General features: G+C 69.0%; 12 protein-coding genes and 1 tRNA gene. 1 reads left to right on the plus strand and 12 read right to left on the minus strand.

What is annotated here, in order from left to right:
* Positions 1 to 14: 14 nt before the first annotated feature.
* The 9 genes from rapZ to ACFVS8_RS02555 all read right to left on the minus strand — a co-directional run bounded on the left by rapZ (position 15) and on the right by ACFVS8_RS02555 (position 15,438).
* On the minus strand, positions 15 to 887 hold the full coding sequence (gene rapZ / locus ACFVS8_RS02515) for an RNase adapter RapZ (RefSeq protein ID WP_387057251.1): 873 nt from the start codon (positions 885 to 887) through the stop codon (positions 15 to 17).
* A gap of 38 nt (positions 888 to 925) precedes the next feature.
* Positions 926 to 2,878, minus strand: coding sequence for an excinuclease ABC subunit UvrC (gene uvrC, locus ACFVS8_RS02520; protein ID WP_387057252.1), 1,953 nt, complete (start codon positions 2,876 to 2,878; stop codon positions 926 to 928).
* A gap of 2 nt (positions 2,879 to 2,880) precedes the next feature.
* On the minus strand, positions 2,881 to 5,778 hold the full coding sequence (gene uvrA / locus ACFVS8_RS02525) for an excinuclease ABC subunit UvrA (protein ID WP_387057254.1): 2,898 nt from the start codon (positions 5,776 to 5,778) through the stop codon (positions 2,881 to 2,883).
* 85 nt (positions 5,779 to 5,863) lie between these two features.
* The gene (uvrB, locus tag ACFVS8_RS02530) at positions 5,864 to 7,930 is read right to left on the minus strand and encodes an excinuclease ABC subunit UvrB (RefSeq protein WP_387057256.1); all 2,067 of its coding nucleotides are present in this window, start codon (positions 7,928 to 7,930) and stop codon (positions 5,864 to 5,866) included.
* Positions 7,931 to 7,987: 57 nt separating this feature from the next.
* A complete protein-coding gene (coaE, locus tag ACFVS8_RS02535; RefSeq protein ID WP_387057258.1) occupies positions 7,988 to 8,602 on the minus strand; it encodes a dephospho-CoA kinase in 615 nt (204 codons plus the stop codon).
* Between the two features lie 99 nt (positions 8,603 to 8,701).
* Entirely contained in the window at positions 8,702 to 10,150 is a 1,449-nt protein-coding gene (rpsA, locus tag ACFVS8_RS02540; protein WP_092965554.1) for a 30S ribosomal protein S1, read from the minus strand.
* 172 nt (positions 10,151 to 10,322) lie between these two features.
* Positions 10,323 to 11,987 (minus strand): DUF885 domain-containing protein, encoded by a 1,665-nt coding sequence (locus ACFVS8_RS02545; protein ID WP_387057260.1) that lies wholly within the window; start codon positions 11,985 to 11,987, stop codon positions 10,323 to 10,325.
* A 14-nt stretch (positions 11,988 to 12,001) separates the two neighbouring features.
* Positions 12,002 to 14,689: a DNA polymerase I gene (gene polA / locus ACFVS8_RS02550; RefSeq protein ID WP_387057262.1), complete on the minus strand. Its 2,688-nt coding sequence runs from the start codon at positions 14,687 to 14,689 to the stop codon at positions 12,002 to 12,004.
* A 143-nt stretch (positions 14,690 to 14,832) separates the two neighbouring features.
* Positions 14,833 to 15,438: an ANTAR domain-containing response regulator gene (locus ACFVS8_RS02555; protein WP_387057264.1), complete on the minus strand. Its 606-nt coding sequence runs from the start codon at positions 15,436 to 15,438 to the stop codon at positions 14,833 to 14,835.
* Positions 15,439 to 15,474: 36 nt separating this feature from the next.
* Here ACFVS8_RS02555 and ACFVS8_RS02560 point away from each other — a divergent pair.
* Positions 15,475 to 15,560: transfer RNA gene (locus ACFVS8_RS02560), tRNA-Leu, on the plus strand.
* Positions 15,561 to 15,579: 19 nt separating this feature from the next.
* On the opposite strand, the gene ACFVS8_RS02565 is transcribed toward ACFVS8_RS02560, so the two are convergent.
* The 3 genes from ACFVS8_RS02565 to ACFVS8_RS02575 all read right to left on the minus strand — a co-directional run bounded on the left by ACFVS8_RS02565 (position 15,580) and on the right by ACFVS8_RS02575 (position 19,595).
* A complete protein-coding gene (locus tag ACFVS8_RS02565) occupies positions 15,580 to 16,482 on the minus strand; it encodes an alpha/beta fold hydrolase (protein WP_387058152.1) in 903 nt (300 codons plus the stop codon).
* A 164-nt stretch (positions 16,483 to 16,646) separates the two neighbouring features.
* Complete coding sequence (gene pyk, locus ACFVS8_RS02570) at positions 16,647 to 18,062, minus strand: pyruvate kinase (protein WP_387057266.1); 1,416 nt, start codon at positions 18,060 to 18,062, stop codon at positions 16,647 to 16,649.
* A 75-nt stretch (positions 18,063 to 18,137) separates the two neighbouring features.
* Positions 18,138 to 19,595 carry a glutamate synthase subunit beta gene (locus ACFVS8_RS02575; protein ID WP_387057268.1) on the minus strand — a complete coding sequence of 486 codons (1,458 nt, stop codon included), beginning with the start codon at positions 19,593 to 19,595 and terminating at the stop codon, positions 18,138 to 18,140.
* Positions 19,596 to 19,647 lie beyond the last annotated feature (52 nt).

A 19,647-nucleotide genomic window follows, 5' to 3' on the forward strand; every position in this document is an offset into this window, starting at 1 on the left:
AACGATGCGGACGCTCACTCGCGTCCGAGGTCGCGATGGCGGACGCTGACGGCGATGTCGGGGAACGCCTCGAGTCGGGTGGCGAGCTCTCGCACGATGGCGACCGAGCGATGCTTCCCGCCGGTGCATCCGATCGCGATCGTGGCGTGGCCCTTGTTCTCGCGCTGGTAGCCGCTCAGCACGGGCTGGAGCGCCGTGACGTACGCGCCGATGAACTCCTGCGCCCCCTGCTGGTGCAGCACGTAGTCGGACACGGCCGGATCTTCGCCCGTGAGGTTGCGCAGCTCCCCGATCCAGAACGGATTCGGGAGGAACCTCGCATCGGCGACGAGATCGGCGTCGGTGGGCAGCCCGTACTTGAAGCCGAAGCTGAGCAGCGTGACCCGCACGCCGGCCCTGCCTGCCTCGGCGAAGGTCTCTGTGGTGAGCGTCGCGAGCTGGTGGATGTTGAGCTCCGACGTGTCGACGACCAGGTCGGCCGCCTCGCGGAGCTCGGCGAGACGCGATCGCTCGGCGCCGATGCCGTCGAGGAGGGTGCCGTTGCCCTGCAGCGGGTGCGGGCGCCGCACGGCCTCGAATCGCCGGACCAGCACTGCGTCGGTGGCGTCGAGAAACACGACCCGCACGTTCACGCCGGTTCGCAGCGCCTGGATGATCTCGCGCAGTTCGGCGAAGAAGTCGCGGCCCCGGATGTCGACGACCGCGGCGATGCGCGGCAAGGATGCGCCGGCGCGCTCGACCAGCTCGACCAGGGGGCGCAGCATCTGCGGAGGGAGGTTGTCGACGACGTACCACCCGAGGTCTTCGAGGGCGTTGCCGACGGTCGAGCGACCGGCGCCCGACATCCCGGTGACGATGAGCATCTCCTGCTCGAACTCGGTTGCCATCGCCCCGGTGTTCCCTTCCCCCACGTCGAGCAACCAGCCTATCGGGGTTGAGCCCCGGCACCGGCCTGCAGCTCGCCGTGCACGACCGCCGCGAGCGTCGGCCCGAAGCCGTCGACGGTCGAGATCTCCTCGACGGATGCCGCGCGCAGCCGCTTCACCGAGCCGAAGTGCCGGAGGAGGACCTTGATGCGAGTGGGACCGAGCCCTGGGATCTCGGCGAGCACCGATGAGATGTCGCGCTTGCGCCGTTGGCGCTGGTGGGTGATGGCGAAACGGTGCGCCTCGTCGCGCACGCGCTGGAAGAGGAAGAGCGCGTCGCTGTTCCGCGGGAGGATCACCGGGTAGTCGGAGCCGGGGGTCCAGATCTCCTCGAGGCGCTTGGCGATGCCGCAGAGGTAGATGCCCTCGACGCCCGACTCGGCGAGGGCCCGGGCAGCGGCGGCGACCTGGGGCTCGCCGCCGTCGACCACGAGCAGGTTGGGGCGATACGAGAACTTCGAGCGGCGGGCGGCCTCGACCGGGGCGTCGGACTCAGCGACCGTGTCGAGTGCGTCGGCCGCTGCGGCCGATTCGGGCACGGCGTGCGTGTCGGGTGCCCGCTGGCCGTCGGGTGTCGCCAGATACGCGAGACGGCGCGTGAGCACCTGGTGGATCGAGTCGGTGTCATCGGTCGACTCGGGGATCGTGAACCTGCGGTACTCGTCTTTGCGCGGCAGCCCGTCTTCGAAGACGACCATCGAGGCCACGATGTTCGTGCCGCTCAGGTGCGACACGTCGAAGCACTCGATGCGCAACGGGGCGTCGGCCATGCCGAGCGCCTCCTGGATGTCCTCGAGCGCGCGCGAGCGGGTCGTGAAGTCGGCGCTGCGCCGGGTCTTGTAGAGCATCAGGGACTGCTTGGCGTTCTGCGTGGCGGTCGCGAGCAGCGCGGCCTTGTCGCCGCGCTGCGCGGCGCGAAGCCGCACCTTGCGCCCCGCACGCCCGGCGAGCCAGGACTCGAGCGCGGCCGCGTCGTCAGGCAGCTCGGGAACGACGACCTCGCGCGGCGGCGTCAGCTGACCGCCGTACGCGTTCTGCACGACCGAGTCGACGAGATCGCCGATCGGCACGTCGAGCTCTTTGTCGACGGTCCACGAGTGCACGCCTCGAACCCGGCCGCCGCGTACGACGAAGATCTGCACGGCGGCGGCGAGCTCGTCGTGGTCGATGCCGAACACGTCGACATCGACGTCGTCGCGCAGCACGACGGCGCTCTTCTCGAAGAACTCGGTCGCCGCCTGCAGCTGGTCGCGACGACGGGCCGCGGTCTCGTACTCGAAGGCCGCCGAGGCCTCGAGCATCTGCCCGGAGAGCTCGTCGAGGATGCGGCGGTCCTGGTTCGTCATGAACGAGACGAATCGGTCGACGTTCGCACGGTGCTCCTCGATGCCGACGTGGCCGGAGCACGGACCGAAGCACCTCCCGATCTGCCCGGCGAAGCACGGACGCCCGGTGGCCATCGCACGACGGTAGTCGGAGTCCTTGCAGGTGCGGATCGGGAAGAGCTTCAGCAGCAGCTCGAGGGTCTCGTTCACCGCCCAGACCTTCGGGTACGGACCGAAGTACCGGGCCCCCGGGATACCGCTCCGGCGCGTGACGATCGCGCGCGGCGCTTCGTCGGCGAGCGTGACGGCGAGGTACGGATACGACTTGTCATCGCGGTACTTCACGTTGAACGGAGGATCGAACTCCTTGATCCACGTGTACTCGAGCTGCAGCGCCTCGACGTCGTTGCCGACCACGGTCCACTCGACGGACGTCGCCGTGGTGACCATGCGTCGGGTGCGCTCGTGCAGGGTTCTGAGCGGCGCGAAGTAGTTCGAGAGCCTGGCCCTGAGGTTCTTGGCCTTGCCCACGTAGAGCACCCGCCGGTCTGCGTCGCGGAAGCGGTAGACGCCCGGCGCGGTCGGGATCTCCCCCGCCTTCGGACGGTAGGCCAGGGCATCACTCATGGTCAGCTGGCGACTTCGACGTCGACGGCCGCCCGTGCGGCGTCGAAGATCTCGCGCAGGAAGAAGCCCGTGTGGCTGTCGGCCACCTCGGCGACCTGCTCGGGCGTGCCGGTCGCGACGACCTGCCCGCCGCCGGATCCGCCCTCGGGGCCGAGGTCGATGATCCAGTCGGCCGACTTGATGACGTCGAGGCTGTGCTCGATCACGATGACCGAGTTGCCCTTGTCGACGAGCTTTCCGAGCACCTTCAGCAACTTGCGGACGTCTTCGAAGTGCAGGCCGGTGGTCGGCTCGTCGAGCACGTAGACGCTGCGCCCGTTCGAGCGCCGCTGCAGTTCGGTCGCCAGCTTGACGCGCTGGGCCTCGCCGCCCGAGAGCGTCGTCGCGCTCTGCCCGAGCTGCACGTATCCGAGGCCGACGTCGACGAGCGTCTTGAGGTAGCGGTGGATCGCCGAGATGGGCTCGAAGAACTCGGCCGCCTCGCTGATCGGCATCTGCAGCACCTCGGCGATGTTCTTGCCCTTGTAGTGCACCTGCAGGGTCTCGCGGTTGTAGCGCTGGCCGCCGCAGACCTCGCACGCGACGTAGACGTCGGGCAGGAAGTTCATCTCGATCTTGATCGTGCCATCGCCCGAGCACGCCTCGCACCGGCCGCCCTTGACGTTGAAGCTGAATCGCCCGGGCAGGTACCCGCGGGCCTTCGCCTCCGTCGTCTCGGAGAACAACGTGCGGATGCGGTCGAACACGCCCGTGTAGGTCGCGGGGTTCGAGCGGGGCGTGCGACCGATGGGCGCCTGGTCGACGTGCACCACCTTGTCGAGGTGGTCGAGGCCCGTGACCCGCCGGTGCCGCCCGGGCAGCTTGCGCGCACCGTTCAGTTTGTTGGCCAGCACGCGGTACAGGATGTCGTTCACGAGCGACGACTTGCCCGAGCCGCTCACGCCCGTGACGGCCGTGAACACCCCGAGCGGGAAGTCGACGTCGACGCCGCGGAGGTTGTTGGCCTCGGCACCGAACACCGAGATCATGCGTTCGGGATCGATCGCGCGCCGACGGGCGGGGATCGAGATCTCCTTGCGGCCCGACAGGTAGTCGCCCGTCAGGGATCGCGTGTTCTTCACCAGGTCGGCGTAGCTGCCCGAGTGCACGACCGTGCCGCCGTTGACGCCCGCGCCGGGACCGATGTCGACGATCCAGTCGGCGGTGCGGATCGTGTCTTCGTCGTGCTCGACCACGATCAGCGTGTTGCCGAGGTCGCGCAACGCCACGAGCGTGTCGATCAGGCGACGGTTGTCGCGCTGGTGCAGGCCGATGCTGGGCTCGTCGAGCACGTACAGCACGCCCGTGAGGCCCGAGCCGATCTGGGTGGCCAGGCGGATGCGCTGGGCCTCGCCGCCCGAGAGGGTCGCGGCGGCGCGCGACAGGTCGAGGTAGCTGAGCCCCACGCGGATGAGGAAGTCGAGCCGCAGTTTGATCTCGCGCAGCACCTGCGCGGCGATCGCCTGCTCGCGGTCGGTGAGCTGCAGGCGATCCATGAACGCGCGCGCGTCGGTGAGGCTCAGCAGCCCGACGTCGGCGATGCTCGCGTCGTGGATGAGCACCGACAGCACCTCGGGCTTCAGCCGCTTGCCGTCGCAGACCGGGCACGGCACCTCGCGCAGGTACTCCGACCAGCGCACGCGCTGCGCGTCGGTCTCGGCCTGGAGGTACTGCCGCTCGATGTACGGCACGACGCCCTCGAAGCCGGAGGTGTAGCTCATCTCGCGCCCGTAGCGGTTGCGCCACTTGACCTTCACCTCGAAGTTGTCGCCGCGGAGCACTGCATCGCGCGCACCCTGGTCGAGCTCCTCCCACGGGGTGTCGAGCGAGAACCCGAGATCGCGGGCGAGGCCCACGAGCAACTTCTCGTAGTAGTTGTAGAGGCTCTTGCCCTGCGAGGTCCAGGGGATGATGACGCCTTCGGCGATGCTCAGCGCCGGATCGCCGAGCAGCAGCTGCTCGTCGACGGCCATGCGCGTGCCCAGCCCGGAGCACTCGGGGCATGCACCGAACGGCGCGTTGAACGAGAAGGTGCGCGGCTCGATCTCGGTCAGCTGGATGGGGTGCTGGTTCGGGCAGGAGAGCTTCTCGGAGAAGGTGTCCCATGCGTCGGGGCCGGACTCGTCGACGTAGTTGATCTGCACCAGGCCGTCGGTCAGTCGCAGCGCCGTCTCGAGCGAGTCGGTGAGGCGCCCCAGCACATCGGGGCCCGCGACGAGACGGTCGATGACGACCGAGATGTCGTGCTTCACCTGCTTCTTCAGCTTCGGCGGCTCGTCGAGGCGGATGAGCTCACCGTCGACCACGGCGCGCGAGTACCCGCCGCCCGCCAGCTCGCGGAACAGGTCGACGAACTCGCCCTTCTTCTGCGAGACGACCGGGCTCAGCACCTGGAAGCGCGTGCCGGCCTCGAGCTGCATGAGTCGATCGGCGATCTGCTGAACCGTCTGACGCTGGATGCGCTCGCCGCACACCGGGCAGTGCGGCACGCCGATGCGCGCCCAGAGCAGGCGCATGTAGTCGTAGATCTCGGTGATCGTGCCGACCGTGGAACGCGGGTTGCGGTTCGTGGACTTCTGGTCGATCGAGACCGCCGGGCTCAACCCTTCGATGAAATCGACGTCGGGACGGTCGACCTGACCGAGGAACTGGCGGGCGTACGCGGAGAGCGACTCGACGTACCGGCGCTGGCCCTCGGCGAAGATCGTGTCGAATGCGAGCGACGACTTGCCGGACCCCGACAGGCCGGTGAAGACCACCATCGCGTCGCGTGGGATCTCGACATCGACGTCGCGGAGGTTGTGCACGCGGGCACCGCGGACACTCAGGTGCGAATGGGCATCGAGACGTGAAACAGGCACCCTTCGAGTCTAGGCAGGCCCACCGACACGGACGCCTCGAGCGCACGCGCTCTGAGCGAACATATGTTCGATCGAACCGCTCACGTCACCCGAGGTGGCCGGCCTTCTCCATCTGCCGGAGTTCGCGCTTGAGCTCGGACACCTCGTCGCGCAGGCGGGCGGCGAGCTCGAACTTGAGCTCGCCGGCGGCGACGAGCATCTGGTCGTTGAGGTCGCGGATGAGCTCTTCGAGATCGTTGGCCCCCTCGGCCGCGATGCCCTCGCGGCGGAGATTCGGCACCGGCGACTTCTTCCGGGCGTCGCGCCCCGCGAGCAGGGCGGCGGTGTCGGCCTCCTCGCGGGCGAGCACCTCGGTGATGTCGGAGATGCGCTTGCGCAACGGCTGCGGATCGATGCCGTTCACCCGGTTGTACTCGATCTGCCGCTCGCGTCGCCGTTCGGTCTCGTCGATCGCGGCGTTCATCGAGTCGGTGAGCACGTCGGCGTACATGTGCACCTCGCCCGACACGTTGCGCGCCGCACGGCCGATGGTCTGGATGAGCGACGTCGACGATCGGAGGAAGCCCTCCTTGTCGGCGTCGAGGATCGCCACGAGCGAGACCTCTGGCAGGTCGAGCCCCTCGCGAAGCAGGTTGATGCCCACGAGGACGTCGTACACGCCGGCCCGCAACTCGCTCAGCAGCTCGACACGGCGGAGCGTGTCGACATCCGAATGGAGGTAGCGCACGCGGACGCCGGCCTCGGTGAGGTAGTCGGTGAGCTCTTCGGCCATGCGCTTCGTGAGGGTCGTCACGAGCACCCGCTCGTCGCGCTCGGCGCGCACCCTGATCTCCTCGAGGAGATCGTCGATCTGGCCCTTCGACGGCTTCACGACGATCTTGGGGTCGACGAGACCGGTCGGGCGGATGATCTGCTCGACGACACCGTCGGCGATGCCCATCTCGTATCGGCCCGGCGTCGCCGACAGGTAGACCGCCTGTCCGATGCGGTCCTTGAACTCGTTCCACTTCAGCGGCCGGTTGTCGAGTGCGCTCGGCAGACGGAACCCGTGCTCGACCAGCGTGCGCTTGCGCGAGGAGTCTCCCTCGTACATCGCGCCGATCTGCGGGACCGTGACATGCGACTCGTCGATGACGACCAGGAAGTCGTCGGCGAAGTAGTCGAGCAGGCAGTGCGGCGCCTCGCCGGGGGCGCGCCCGTCGATGTGCCGGGAGTAGTTCTCGATGCCGGAGCAGAAGCCGATCTGCTCCATCATCTCGAGGTCGAAGGTCGTGCGCATGCGCAGTCGCTGCGCCTCGAGCAGCTTCCCCTCGCGCTCGAGCTCGGCGAGACGCTCCTCGAGCTCGGTGCGGATGGTGCCGATGGCGCGCTGCATGACATCGGTGCTCGCGACGTAGTGCGAGCCCGGGAACACGGGCACCGCATCGTGCTTCGCGACGACCTGGCCCGTGAGCGGATGCAGCGTGTAGAGCGCCTCGATCTCGTCGCCGAACATCTCGATGCGGATGGCGAGCTCTTCGTACACGGGGATGATCTCGATCGTGTCGCCGCGCACGCGGAACGTGCCCCGCGAGAACTCGACGTCGTTGCGCTGGTACTGCATCGAGACGAACTTGCGGATCAGCCAGTCGCGGTCGACCTGCTGGCCGACCTGCAGCGGCATCATGGCCTTCAGGTACTCCTCGGGCGTGCCGAGTCCGTAGATGCACGAGACGGTCGACACGACCACGACATCGCGCCTGCTGAGCAACGAGTTCGTGGTCGAGTGCCGCAGTCGCTCGACCTCGGCGTTGACCGAGGAGTCCTTCTCGATGAAGGTGTCGGTCTGCGGCACGTAGGCCTCTGGCTGGTAGTAGTCGTAGTACGAGACGAAGTACTCGACCGCGTTGTTCGGCATGAGCTCGCGGAACTCGGTCGCGAGCTGGGCCGCGAGGGTCTTGTTGTGCGCGAGCACGAGGGTCGGGCGCTGCACCTGCTCGATGAGCCAGGCGGTCGTCGCCGACTTGCCGGTACCGGTGGCTCCGAGCAGCACGACGTCGGTCTCGCCCGCGTTGATGCGACCGGCGAGCTCGGCGATCGCCGCCGGCTGGTCGCCGCTCGGCACGTACTCGCTGACGACCTCGAAGGGGCGGACGGAACGGGTGGCCTGCATGCTCTCAAGTCTAGGTTCGGCCACCGACACGACGTCCGGCGCAGCAGGACTCGCGGCCTACGCTCGGCTTCGCAGCTCCTGGACGACGCGCAGCCAGAGGGCATCCGCCTGGCTCATGGTGTGCCCGAGCGTGCCGTCGGTGTCGATGACGACGTCGGCGACCGCGAGCCGTTCGGTGTTGGCGACCTGTGCATCGACCCTGGCCTGGGCCTGCAGCGGATCGAGCCCGCGCTCCTCGACGAGGCGCTTCAGCTGCGTGCGGCGAGGCGCGCTCGTGACCACGATCAGGTCGAAGGGGTGGTCGACGGATGCCTCGACGAGCAGCGGCACGTCATACACCACGACGGCATCGGGGTCGGCCTCCTCGGCCTTCGCGATGAGCTTCGACGAGAGCTCGCGGACCGCGGGATGCACGATCGCGTTGAGCCTCGCGCGAGCCTCGTCGTCGTTGAACACGATCTCTCCGAGCTTCGCCCGGTCGAGCGAGCCGTCGGCGTGCAGCACCCCTGGGCCGAAGGTCTCGGCGATCGCCGCGAGCGCCGGCGTTCCGGGCTCGACCACTCGCCGGGCGAGCTGGTCGGCGTCGATGTGCACGGCACCGTGCTCGTAGAGTCGCCGCGCGACGGTGGACTTCCCTGAGGCGATGCCGCCGGTGAGGCCGATCAGATACACGACTCCACTCTAGCGACGTACGCCGTCGGCCCGAGGGGCGGAACGCCGGAAGGCCGGCCCCCGAGGGGACCGGCCTTCCGCGTGCGGATCGGATCCGTACTAGTTGCTCGACAGCTTCTCGCGCAGCGCAGCGAGCGAGGCGTCGTCGGCGAGGGTGCCCGCGCCGGCCGATTCGCTCGAGTACGACGCGGAGCCCGAACCGAACGAGTCGTCGGCAGCAGCGGCAGCGTTCGCCGAGGCGACCTGCTTCTTGTGCGCTTCCCAACGCTCCTGAGCGGCAGCGTAGTCCTGCTCCCACTTCTCGCGCTGAGCCTCGAAGCCCTCGCGCCACTCGTTGGTCTCGGGGTCGAAGCCCTCGGGGTACTTGTAGTTGCCCTGCTCGTCGTACTCGGTGAGCATGCCGTAGAGCGCCGGGTCGAACTCGGTGCCCTCGGGGTCGACACCCTCGTTCGCCTGCTTCAGCGAGAGGCTGATGCGGCGACGCTCGAGGTCGATGTCGATGACCTTGACGAAGACCTCTTCGCCCACGGACACGACCTGCTCTGCGAGCTCGACGTGCTTGCCCGACAGCTCGGAGATGTGGACGAGGCCCTCGATGCCGTCCGCGACGCGGACGAACGCACCGAACGGGACGAGCTTCGTGACCTTGCCCGGGGCGACCTGGCCGATCGCGTGGGTACGGGCGAAGACCTGCCACGGGTCCTCCTGCGTCGCCTTGAGCGACAGGGAGACGCGCTCGCGGTCGAGCTCGACGGAGAGCACCTCGACGGTGACCTCCTGGCCGACCTCGACGACCTCGCTGGCGTGCTCGATGTGCTTCCACGAGAGCTCGGAGACGTGCACGAGACCGTCGACGCCACCGAGGTCGACGAACGCACCGAAGTTGACGATCGACGAGATGACACCCTTGCGGATCTGGCCCGGGTGCAGGTTGGCGAGGAAGGTCGAACGCGACTCGGACTGCGTCTGCTCGAGGAGCGCGCGGCGCGAGAGCACGACGTTGTTGCGGTTCTTGTCGAGCTCGAGGATCTTCGCCTCGATCTCCTGGCCGAGGTACGGCGTGAGGTCGCGCACGCGGCGGAGCTCGATGAGCGACGCCGGCAGGAAGCCGCGGAGGCCGATGTCGACGATCAGGCCGCCCTTGACGACCTCGATGACCGTACCGGTCACGACGCCGTCGGCTTCCTTGATCTTCTCCACGTCGCCCCACGCGCGCTCGTACTGCGCACGCTTCTTCGACAGGATGAGGCGGCCTTCCTTGTCCTCCTTCTGGAGAACGAGCGCCTCGACGGTGTCGCCGACGCCGACGACCTCGCTGGGGTCGACGTCGTGCTTGATGGAAAGCTCACGCGAGGGGATGACGCCCTCGGTCTTGTAGCCGACGTCGAGGAGGACCTCGTCGCGGTCGATCTTCACGACGGTGCCCTCGATGAGGTCGCCGTCGTTGAAGAACTTCAAAGTCTTCTCGACCGCGGCGAGGAAATCGTCAGCAGATCCGATGTCGTTGATAGCGACCTGCTTGGGTGCCTTGGTCGTTGCGGTTGTCATGTAGTGAATGCTCCGTAAAGGACAGAATCGAGCCCATCGCGCGGTAGAGCGTTGTGTTGGTTCCGCGATGGGCATGCGGACAGGATCGTCACAGAAGTGACATTCAATCCTAGCGGACTCGGAGCGAGCACGGCAAGCCGGGCGTGTCGCCGTGCGTCACCGCAGCCACGGTTCAGCCGAGCAGGCTCGAGCGGAGCGTGTCGAGTCCCACTCCCCCGAGATCGAGCGCCCTCCTGTGGAACTCCTTGATGTCGAAGGCCGCACCCTCGCGGCGCCGGGCATCGTCGCGCAACTGCTCCCAGATGCGCTGTCCGACCTTGTACGACGGCGCCTGGCCGGGCCATCCGAGGTAGCGGTTGACCTCGAAGTCGATGAAGCCCTGCTCCATGTTCACGTTCTGCCCGAGGAACTCGAAGGCGTACTCGCCCGTCCAGATGCCCTGGCCGTCGGGGCGCTGCTTGCCGAGGTGCACACCGATGTCGAGCACGACGCGGGCGGCCCGCATGCGCTGGCCGTCGAGCATGCCGAGCCGGTCGGCGGGGTCGTCGAGGTAGCCGAGTTCCTCCATGAGCCGCTCGGCGTACAGGGCCCAGCCCTCGGCATGACCCGACGTGCCGGCGAGCTGGCGCCGCCAGGTGTTCAGCTTGCCGCGGTTCACGACCGCCTGGCCGATCTGCAGGTGGTGGCCCGGTACGCCCTCGTGGTACACCGTCGTGAGTTCGCGCCAGGTGTCGAACTCCGTGACGCCTTCGGGCACCGACCACCACATGCGACCGGGGCGCGAGAAGTCGTCGGTCGGCCCCGTGTAGTAGATGCCGCCCGACTGGGTCGGCGCGATCATGCACTCGAGGGTGCGGATCTGCTCGGGGATGTCGAACTGGGTCGCCCCCAGCTCGGCGACCGCCCGGTCGCTCACCTCCTGCATCCAGCGCTGCAGCGCGTCGGTGCCGTGCAGCTTGCGGCTGCCGTCGCCGTCGAGGAATGCGATCGCCTCTGCGACGGATGCCCCGGGCACGATCTCCTGCGCGATGGCCTCCTGCTCGGCGACCATGCGCGCGAGCTCCTCGACGCCCCATTCGTAGGTCTCGTCGAGGTCGATGGCGGAACCGAGGAAGTGGCGGGACTGCAGCGCGTAGATCTCCCGGCCGACCGCGTCGGCCTCACCCGCGACGGGCAGCAGCTCCTGCTCCAGGAACTCGGCGAGGCGACCGTACGCGGCGCCGGCACCACCGGCGCGCAAATCGAGTTCCCCGCGGAGCGACGCCGGCAGGCTGTCGGGCGCCCCCTGCACGAACTCCGCGAAGAAGCCGTCGGCGCGCTCGAGCTTGCGCGCCTGCGCGGCGACCTCGCGCACCTGGCGCTTCGCCGGCACGGTGCCCCGCTCGATGCCGAGCCGGAGCGTCTGCACGTACCCGTCGAGCGCCGAGGGCAGCGCGTCGAGTCGCGTGGAGACCGTGGCCCAGTCGTCGGTGCCGTCGGTGGCCATGAGGTCGAAGACCTCGCGGAGCTCCTGCGCGGGGCTCGCGATCACGTTGAGGTCCCGGAGCGGAAGACCGGCCTCGTGGGCCTCCACATCGAGCGCGAGTTCCGCACGGAGGTCGGCGAGGGTGACGGCATCGACGTCGTCGACGATCGCAGCAGCGTCGAGGCGGGCGATCGTGCGTCGCTTGGCGTAGAGCACCTGCTCGAGGCCCTCGGGAGAGAGGTCCCCGAATCGGGCGTCGGACTCCTTCCGGCCGATGTAGGTGCCGAGCGTCGGGCTCAGGTCGACGATCGTGTCGACCCAGTCCTCCGCGATGCGATCGATTTCAGTGGGGACGCGCTCGCTCGATGACATGCTCACGAGCCTACTCAGTGGGCGGCGTCCTCCCAGTCGGTGCCGCGACCGACCGAGACGTCGAGCGGCACGAGCAGGTCGGCCGCGGTGGCCATGCGCTCGCGGACGACCGCCTCGAGCACCTTCGACTCGCCCTCGGCGACCTCGAAGATGAGCTCGTCGTGCACGGTCAGCAGCATGCGGCTCGCCATGCCGCGCGCGGCGAGCTCGGCCTCGACCGTCGTCATCGCGATCTTCATGATGTCGGCGGCCGAACCCTGGATCGGCGAGTTGAGCGCTGCTCGCTCGGCGTTCTCGCGGTGCACCCGGTTGGGGCTCGTGAGATCGGGGAACGGGCGCCGACGGCCGAAGATCGTCTCGGTGTAGCCATCGATGCGAGCCTGCTCGACGACTCCGCGGAGGTAGTCGCGCACGGCGCCGAAGCGCTCGAAGTACTCCTTCATGAGCTGGGTCGCCTCAGCACGGTCGATGCGCAGCTGCTTCGACAGTCCGAACGCGCTGAGCCCGTAGGCGAGTCCGTACGACATGGCCTTGACCTTGGTGCGCATGAGGGGCGTGACGTCGGACGGGTCGACCGAGAACACACGTGCGCCGACGAATCGGTGGAGGTCCTCGCCGGCGTTGAACGCCTCGATGAGCCCGGGGTCGCCCGAGAGGTGCGCCATGATGCGCATCTCGATCTGCGAGTAGTCGGCCGTCATGAGCTCGACGAACCCGTCGCCGTGACGGAACGCCTTGCGGATGCGGCGGCCGTCTTCGGTGCGGGTCGGGATGTTCTGCAGGTTCGGGTCGTTCGACGACATGCGGCCGGTCGCGGCGCCGATCTGCCCGTACGTGGTGTGGATGCGCCCGTCGGCGGCGACGGACTTGTCGAGCGATTCGACGATCTGGCGCAGCTTCGTCGCGTCGCGGTGTTCGAGGAGGTAGCCGAGGAACGGGTGGGGATTCGACTCCTGCAGGTCGGCCAGCGCGCTCGCATCGGTCGTGTATCCGGTCTTCGTCGCGCGCGTCTTCGGCATCGCGAGCTGATCGAAGAGCACCTCCTGCAACTGCTTGGGCGACCCGAGGTTCACCTCGCGGCCGATCTCGGCGAACGCCGCTGCGGCGAGTGCCGCCGCAAGGTCGCCGAGCTCCGCCGACAGTGCGCCGAGTTCTCCGCGGTCGACGGTCACGCCCCGCAGTTCCATCGCGGCGAGGACCGGCACGAGGGGCATCTCCACGTCGGCGAGGAGCTCGCGCGTGCGCTCCGGCAGGGCACGGAGGATGACGGGCGCCAGGCGGAGCGTGTACCACGCGAACTCCGGAGCGCCGGCGTCGGAGCCCTCTTCGGGAACGAGCAGGGCGGGGTCGGCCTGCGGGAGGGTCTCACCGAGGTGCGCGTCGACGAGATCGGCGAGCGAACGCTCGGTCAGGTTCGGCCGCAGCAACCAGGCCGCGACGAGCGTGTCGAGCACGAGGCCGTCGAGGGCGAGCCCGGAGCGGGCGACCGCCTTGAGCTGGGTCTTCGCGTCGGTCATGACCTTCGGAGACGTGCTCGCCAGCCAACGCTCGAAGGGTGCGAAGCCCGGTTCTCCGGCGCGCCAGGGCACGCGAACGCTCTCGGCCGAGGTCGAGATGCCGGCGCCGATGACCTCGCCCTCGAGCACGTCGATGCTGAGCCCCAGGCCGGCGGGCTCCGCCTCTTCGGCACGCTCCAGCCAGGCCGCGAGGTCGTCGCCGGTCGGCGACTGCGCGACGGGCGCCTTCGGCGCCGCGACGGCCGGAGCCTCGGGAGCCGCGGCGCCGCTCGACGCGGTCGATCCGGAGGAGGCGCCGTCGACGAGCTTCGCCAGCCGCTCGAGCAGCGTTCGGAATTCGAGGCGCTCGAAGAGCGGCCGCACGTCGTCGAGCACGATCGGCCTGGCCTCGAGGTCGCCGAGCTGCACGTCGAGCTCGACGTCGGTCACGAGCCGGTTGAGGCGGCGGTTGCGGATCGCGTTCTCGCGCTGGTCGCGGAGGTTCTGCCCGACGACGCCCTTGATCTCGTCGGCGTGCTCGAGGATGCCGTCGAGGTCGCCGTACAGGCCGAGCCACTTGACGGCCGTCTTCTCGCCCACCTTGGTGATGCCGATCAGGTTGTCGCTCGACTCGCCGACGAGCGCGGCCACGTCGGGGTACTGCTCGGGTCGGATGCCGTAGCGCTCGGTGACCGCGGCCGGGTCGTAGCGCTTCAGCTGCGATACGCCCTGCGTGTTCGGATAGAGCAGCGTGACGTCGTCGTTCACGAGCTGGATGGTGTCGCGGTCGCCCGAGACCAGCAGTACCCGATACCCGTCGGCGCGGCCACGGGTGGCGAGCGTCGCGAGGATGTCGTCGGCCTCGAAGTCCTCCTTCTCGAGGGTCGTGATGCCCATGGCGCGCAGCGCCTCCTGGAGGAGCGGCACCTGCCCCTTGAACTCGACCGGCGTCTCGCCGCGCGTGCCCTTGTACTCGGGGTACTCGCGCGTTCGGAACGAGGCGCGCGACATGTCGAACGCGACCGCGAGGTGCGTCGGGTTCTCGTTGGCGAGCAGCAGGAGCAGCATCGAGAGGAAGCCGTGGATGGCGTTCGTGTGCTGCCCGTCACGCGTGGTGAAGCTGTCGACCGGGAGGGCGTAGAACGCCCGGAACGCCAACGAGTGGCCGTCGATCACGAGAAGGGTGGGCTTGTCTGCGTCTGGCACCCGCCAAGCCTACAAGCGGCCGCCGACACCCGAGCGCCTGTGAACGACCCGGCGGCGCGCGCGTGCTCGGCCGCCGACCGCGCAGACGACGGATGCCGCGGCGAGAGGTCTCGCCGCGGCATCCGTCGTCTGTTCGGGGTGGTCTACTTCTTCGCCGCCAGCTGCTCGATGATGGCCTGCGAGACGTCCTTCATGGTGAGGCGACGGTCCATCGACGCCTTCTGGATCCAGCGGAACGCCTCGGGCTCGGTGAGGCCCATCTTCTCGTTGAGCAGGCCCTTCGCGCGATCGACGAGCTTGCGGGTCTCGAACCGCTCGACGAGGTCGCCGACCTCGGCCTCGAGCGCGATGATCTGCGCGTGGCGGGCCAGGGCGATCTCGATCGCGGGAAGCAGGTCGTTCGGCGTGAACGGCTTCACCACGTAGGCGAGGGCTCCCGCCTCGCTCGCCCGCTCGACGAGCTCCTTCTGGCTGAACGCCGTGAGCAGCACCACGGGGGCGATGTGCCCCTTCGAGAGGCGTTCTGCGGCCGAGATGCCGTCGAGCTGGGGCATCTTGACGTCCATGATGACGAGGTCGGGGCGGAGCTCGGTGGCGAGCTGGACCGCAGTCTCGCCGTCACCGGCCTCACCGACGACCTCGAAGCCGTTGTCACGGAGGATCTCGACGATGTCGAGTCGGATCAGCGACTCGTCCTCTGCCACGACGACGCGGCGCGGGGCCGACTGGGTCTGTTCGCTGTCTGTCACGGAGGAAAGCCTACGGTATTCTGGGCGAGGCCTCTGGCCGGTGTGGCGGAATGGCAGACGCGGAGCACTCAAAATGCTTTGCCCGAAAGGGCGTGTGGGTTCGACCCCCACCACCGGCACCACCTCGCGACCGTACCGGCGTCATCCTTCGCGCGCCGGCGGATGCTGCGATCCCCGATGGATCTCGTACAGCCTCGCCTGACCCGGCGAATCCGGGTCGTCGACGATCGGCCGATCGGCCATGAACAGCCTGATCAGGTGGGCGAGTTCGCCGGAGTGGCTGAAGTTGATCGCGTGCGCCGCGCCCTCGATCCGCACCAGCAGCAGCCTGTTGTCGGTCTGCTCGGCGACCGCCTTGACGCGCTCGTGCCCCGGCATCAGGGGGTCGCGGTCCCCCAGCACCGCGAGCGTCGGGATGTGCAGCGAGAGCAGGCGGTCGAGCGACGGGTACGTGGTGAGCGCCTTGAACATGCGCACGGTGCTCGGCACGCCGAAGCGCAGGTAGTCAGGCGTGACGACCCGCATCAACCCGACGGGCTCCCGCGGCCCGTCACGGCTGATCTGCCCCATCGCCCGGCGCAGGGGCTGGTTGAACACCCCGCCCGCCGGCGACACCAGCACCGCGCGCTCGATCCGATCGGGGTAGTGGTGCGCGAACTCGCAGATCACCGGGCACCCCATCGAGTTGCCGACGAGCGTCACGCGGTCGATGCCGCGATCGTCGAGGAACCGGGCCGCGGCGTGTGCGAGGTCCGGCACGTCGAGCGAGGATGGGGACTTGCCGCTCCGGCCGAAGCCCGGCAGATCGGGCACGAGCGTGTGGAAGTCGTCTGCGAGCCGTTCCGCCGTCGGGAGCAGGTACCGGCCCGACAGGCCGAATCCGTGCACGTGCATCATCACGGACGCACCGTCGGGAACGGTCGGGGACTCCCGGTAGAACACGTCCACCCCGTCGACGCGGGTCCAACGCTCCGCGAGCGTCGTCGTCGGACGCCTCGGCCTGCGACGAGGGCGACCTTCGACACCACCGGCACGCACCGGCATCCGGCCCCGCATGACGTCAGTCTCCCACGCGCGCCGGGATGCGCGCACGACTTCTGACCACGCGCCGCCAGCACGGGATGCGCCGGGTCGGCCCGCGATCGCACGGCAGGGACGCGGACGGCCCGCCTGCTCGAAGGGAGCGGGCGGGCCGTCGACGGTTCGGCTCAGAGCACCTCGCCGACGACGTGCACGCGCACGTCGTTCGTGGTGCCCGGGATTCCGGGAGGGGAACCCGAGATGATGACGACCTTCTCGCCCTTCGCGGCACGGCCGGTGCGGCCGAGCGCCTCGTCGACCTGGCCGACCATCTGATCGGTGTGGGTGACGCGCTCGACCACGAACGACTCGACGCCCCAGTTCAGCGCCATGCGGCGACGGATCGCGGGGTCGGGCGTGAACGCGAGGATCGGGATGTCGGAACGCAGGCGCGACATGCGACGCACCGTCTCGCCCGACTCGGTGAACACGCAGAGGTACTTCGCCTCGACGAAGTCGGCGACCTCGACGGCGGCGAGCGTGATGGCGCCCGCCTGCGTGCGCGGCTTGGTGCCGAGCGGCGCGATGCGCTCGAGGCCGTGCTTCTCGGTGGACTCGACGATGCGGGCCATGGTCTGCACCGTGATGACGGGGTACTCCCCCACGCTGGTCTCGCCGGACAGCATGACCGCGTCGGCGCCGTCGAGGATCGCGTTCGCGACGTCGGAGGTCTCGGCGCGGGTGGGCACCGGGCTGTGGATCATCGACTCGAGCATCTGCGTCGCGACGATGACGGGCTTCGCGAGACGACGCGCGATCTCGACCGCGCGCTTCTGCACGATCGGAACGGCCTCGAGTGGCAGCTCGACGCCGAGGTCGCCGCGCGCCACCATGATGGCGTCGAACGCCTCGGTGATCTCCTCGAGCGCGTCGACGGCCTGGGGCTTCTCGATCTTGGCGACGACCGGAACGCGTCGTCCGACCTCGTCCATGATCTCGTGCACGCGCTCGATGTCGGCCGCGTTGCGGACGAACGACAGCGCGATCAGGTCGGCGCCGAGCTCGAGGCCCCAGCGCAGGTCGGCCTCGTCCTTCTCGGAGAGCGCCGGCACGTTGACGGCGACGCCGGGCAGGTTGATGCCCTTGTTGTTCGAGACGGGGCCGGCGACGACGACCTTGGTCGTGACGACCACGCCGTCGGTCTCGACGACCTCCACGCGGACCTTGCCGTCGTCGATGAGGAGGAAGTCTCCGGGCTTCACGTCCTGGGGCAGGCCCTTGAACGTCGTGCCGACGAGTTCCTTCGAGCCGACGACCTCTTCGGTCGTGATCTTGAAGATGTCGCCCTCGGCGAGCTCGTGGGGGCCGTCGGCGAACTTGCCGAGCCGGATCTTCGGGCCCTGCAGGTCGACCAGCACCGCGACGGCCTTGCCGCTGTCGTTCGCGGCCTTCCGAACGTTCTGGTAGACGCCCTCGTGCACGTCGTAGCTTCCGTGGCTGAGGTTCATGCGCGCGACGTCGACGCCCGCATCGACGATCGCGCGGATCTGCTCGTAGCTCGATGTCGCCGGCCCGAGGGTGGCGACGATCTTCGCTCGTCTCATGTGGTTGTGCTCCAAGCTGTTTCCCCGCGGGAAGTCGGGGGTTGTGGGCGGTGACGCGCGGATCGCGCGCCTGGGTCAGATTGCGAACGCGCGAGCGGTCGCCGGCACGGGACTCGGCAGGTCGGTCTTTCCTTCAAGGTACCGGTCGACCGCGGATGCCGCAGCACGGCCCTCGGCGATCGCCCACACGATGAGCGACTGGCCGCGCCCCGCGTCTCCGGCGACGAACACGCCGGGCAGGGACGTCGCGTAGTCGGCGCCGCGTGCGAAGTTGCCGCGCGCGTCGGACGGCAGCTCGAGCTGCTCGTCGGTCAGCGCGGTCTCGGGCCCGGTGAAGCCGAGCGCGAGCAGCACGAGGTCGGCGGGGAGCTCGCGCTCCGTGCCCGCCTTCGGCACGCGCCGCCCGTCGACGAACTCGGTCTCGGCGATGCGGATCGCCCGGAGCTCGCCGCTCTCGTTCGAGAGGAATTCGACCGTCGACGCGAGGTACTGGCGCTCGCCGCCCTCCTCGTGGGCGCTCTGCACCTCGAAGACGGTCGGGTGCATCGGCCACGGCTGGTGGTCGGGTCGCGCCTCGCCCGGCTGCTTGCCGATCGCGAGGTTCGTGACCGACAGCGCGCCCTGGCGGTGCGCGGTGCCGATGCAGTCGGCACCGGTGTCGCCGCCGCCGAGCACGATGACGTGCTTGCCCTCTGCGGAGATCTGGTCGAAGACCTGGTCTCCTGCCACGGCGCGGTTGGACTGCGTCAGGTACTCCATCGCGAAGTGCACACCGGGCAGGTCGCGTCCGGGGATGGGGAGGTCGCGCGGCACCATCGCACCCGTCGCGACGACGACCGCGTCGAACCGTTCGCGGAGCTGCGCCCACGTCAGGTCGACGCCGATGTCGACACCGGCGCGGAAGCGCGTGCCCTCGGCCGTCATCTGCGCGATGCGCAGGTCGATGTGCTTCTTCTCCATCTTGAAGTCGGGGATGCCGTAGCGCAGCAGGCCGCCGATGCGGTCGTCGCGCTCGTACACGGCGACCGTGTGGCCGGCTCGGGTGAGCTGCTGCGCCGCGGCGAGGCCGGCGGGGCCCGACCCGACGACGGCGACGGTCTTGCCGGTCAGGCGCCCCGGGGGCTGGGGCTGCACCCAGCCGCTGCCGAACGCCTGGTCGATGATCGACACCTCGACCTGCTTGATCGTGACCGCGGGCTGGTTGATGCCGAGCACGCAGGCGGACTCGCACGGGGCCGGGCAGAGCCGACCCGTGAACTCGGGGAAGTTGTTCGTCGCGTGCAGGCGCTCGACGGCCGCACGGCCCTCGCCCCGGTACATGAGGTCGTTCCACTCGGGGATCAGGTTGCCGAGCGGGCAGCCCTGGTGGCAGAACGGGACGCCGCAGTCCATGCAGCGGCCGGCCTGCCGGCGCAGCTGGGCGGGGTCGCCCTGCTCGTAGACCTCTTTGAAGTCCATGATGCGCACCGGCACGGGCCGCCGCTTGGGCAGCTCACGCTCGGTGACCTTCAGAAAGCCCTTCGGGTCAGCCACCCGTCACCTCCATGCAGTTCGTCGGTACAGGTCTGGTCGTCGCGATCGTCTG

This window comes from Agromyces sp. NPDC058110, from assembly GCF_042884735.1.
Lineage (GTDB): Bacteria > Actinomycetota > Actinomycetes > Actinomycetales > Microbacteriaceae > Agromyces.

Bases quoted from the DNA above. Each gene is read 5' to 3' on its own strand.
- rapZ (WP_387057251.1), bottom strand. From the start codon at position 887: ATGGCAACCGAGTTCGAGCAGGAGATGCTCATCGTCACCGGGATGTCG.
- uvrC (WP_387057252.1), bottom strand. From the start codon at position 2,878: ATGAGTGATGCCCTGGCCTACCGTCCGAAGGCGGGGGAGATCCCGACC.
- uvrB (WP_387057256.1), bottom strand. From the start codon at position 7,930: ATGCAGGCCACCCGTTCCGTCCGCCCCTTCGAGGTCGTCAGCGAGTAC.
- rpsA (WP_092965554.1), bottom strand. From the start codon at position 10,150: ATGACAACCGCAACGACCAAGGCACCCAAGCAGGTCGCTATCAACGAC.
- ACFVS8_RS02545 (WP_387057260.1), bottom strand. From the start codon at position 11,987: ATGTCATCGAGCGAGCGCGTCCCCACTGAAATCGATCGCATCGCGGAG.
- ACFVS8_RS02565 (WP_387058152.1), bottom strand. From the start codon at position 16,482: ATGCCGGTGCGTGCCGGTGGTGTCGAAGGTCGCCCTCGTCGCAGGCCG.
- pyk (WP_387057266.1), bottom strand. From the start codon at position 18,062: ATGAGACGAGCGAAGATCGTCGCCACCCTCGGGCCGGCGACATCGAGC.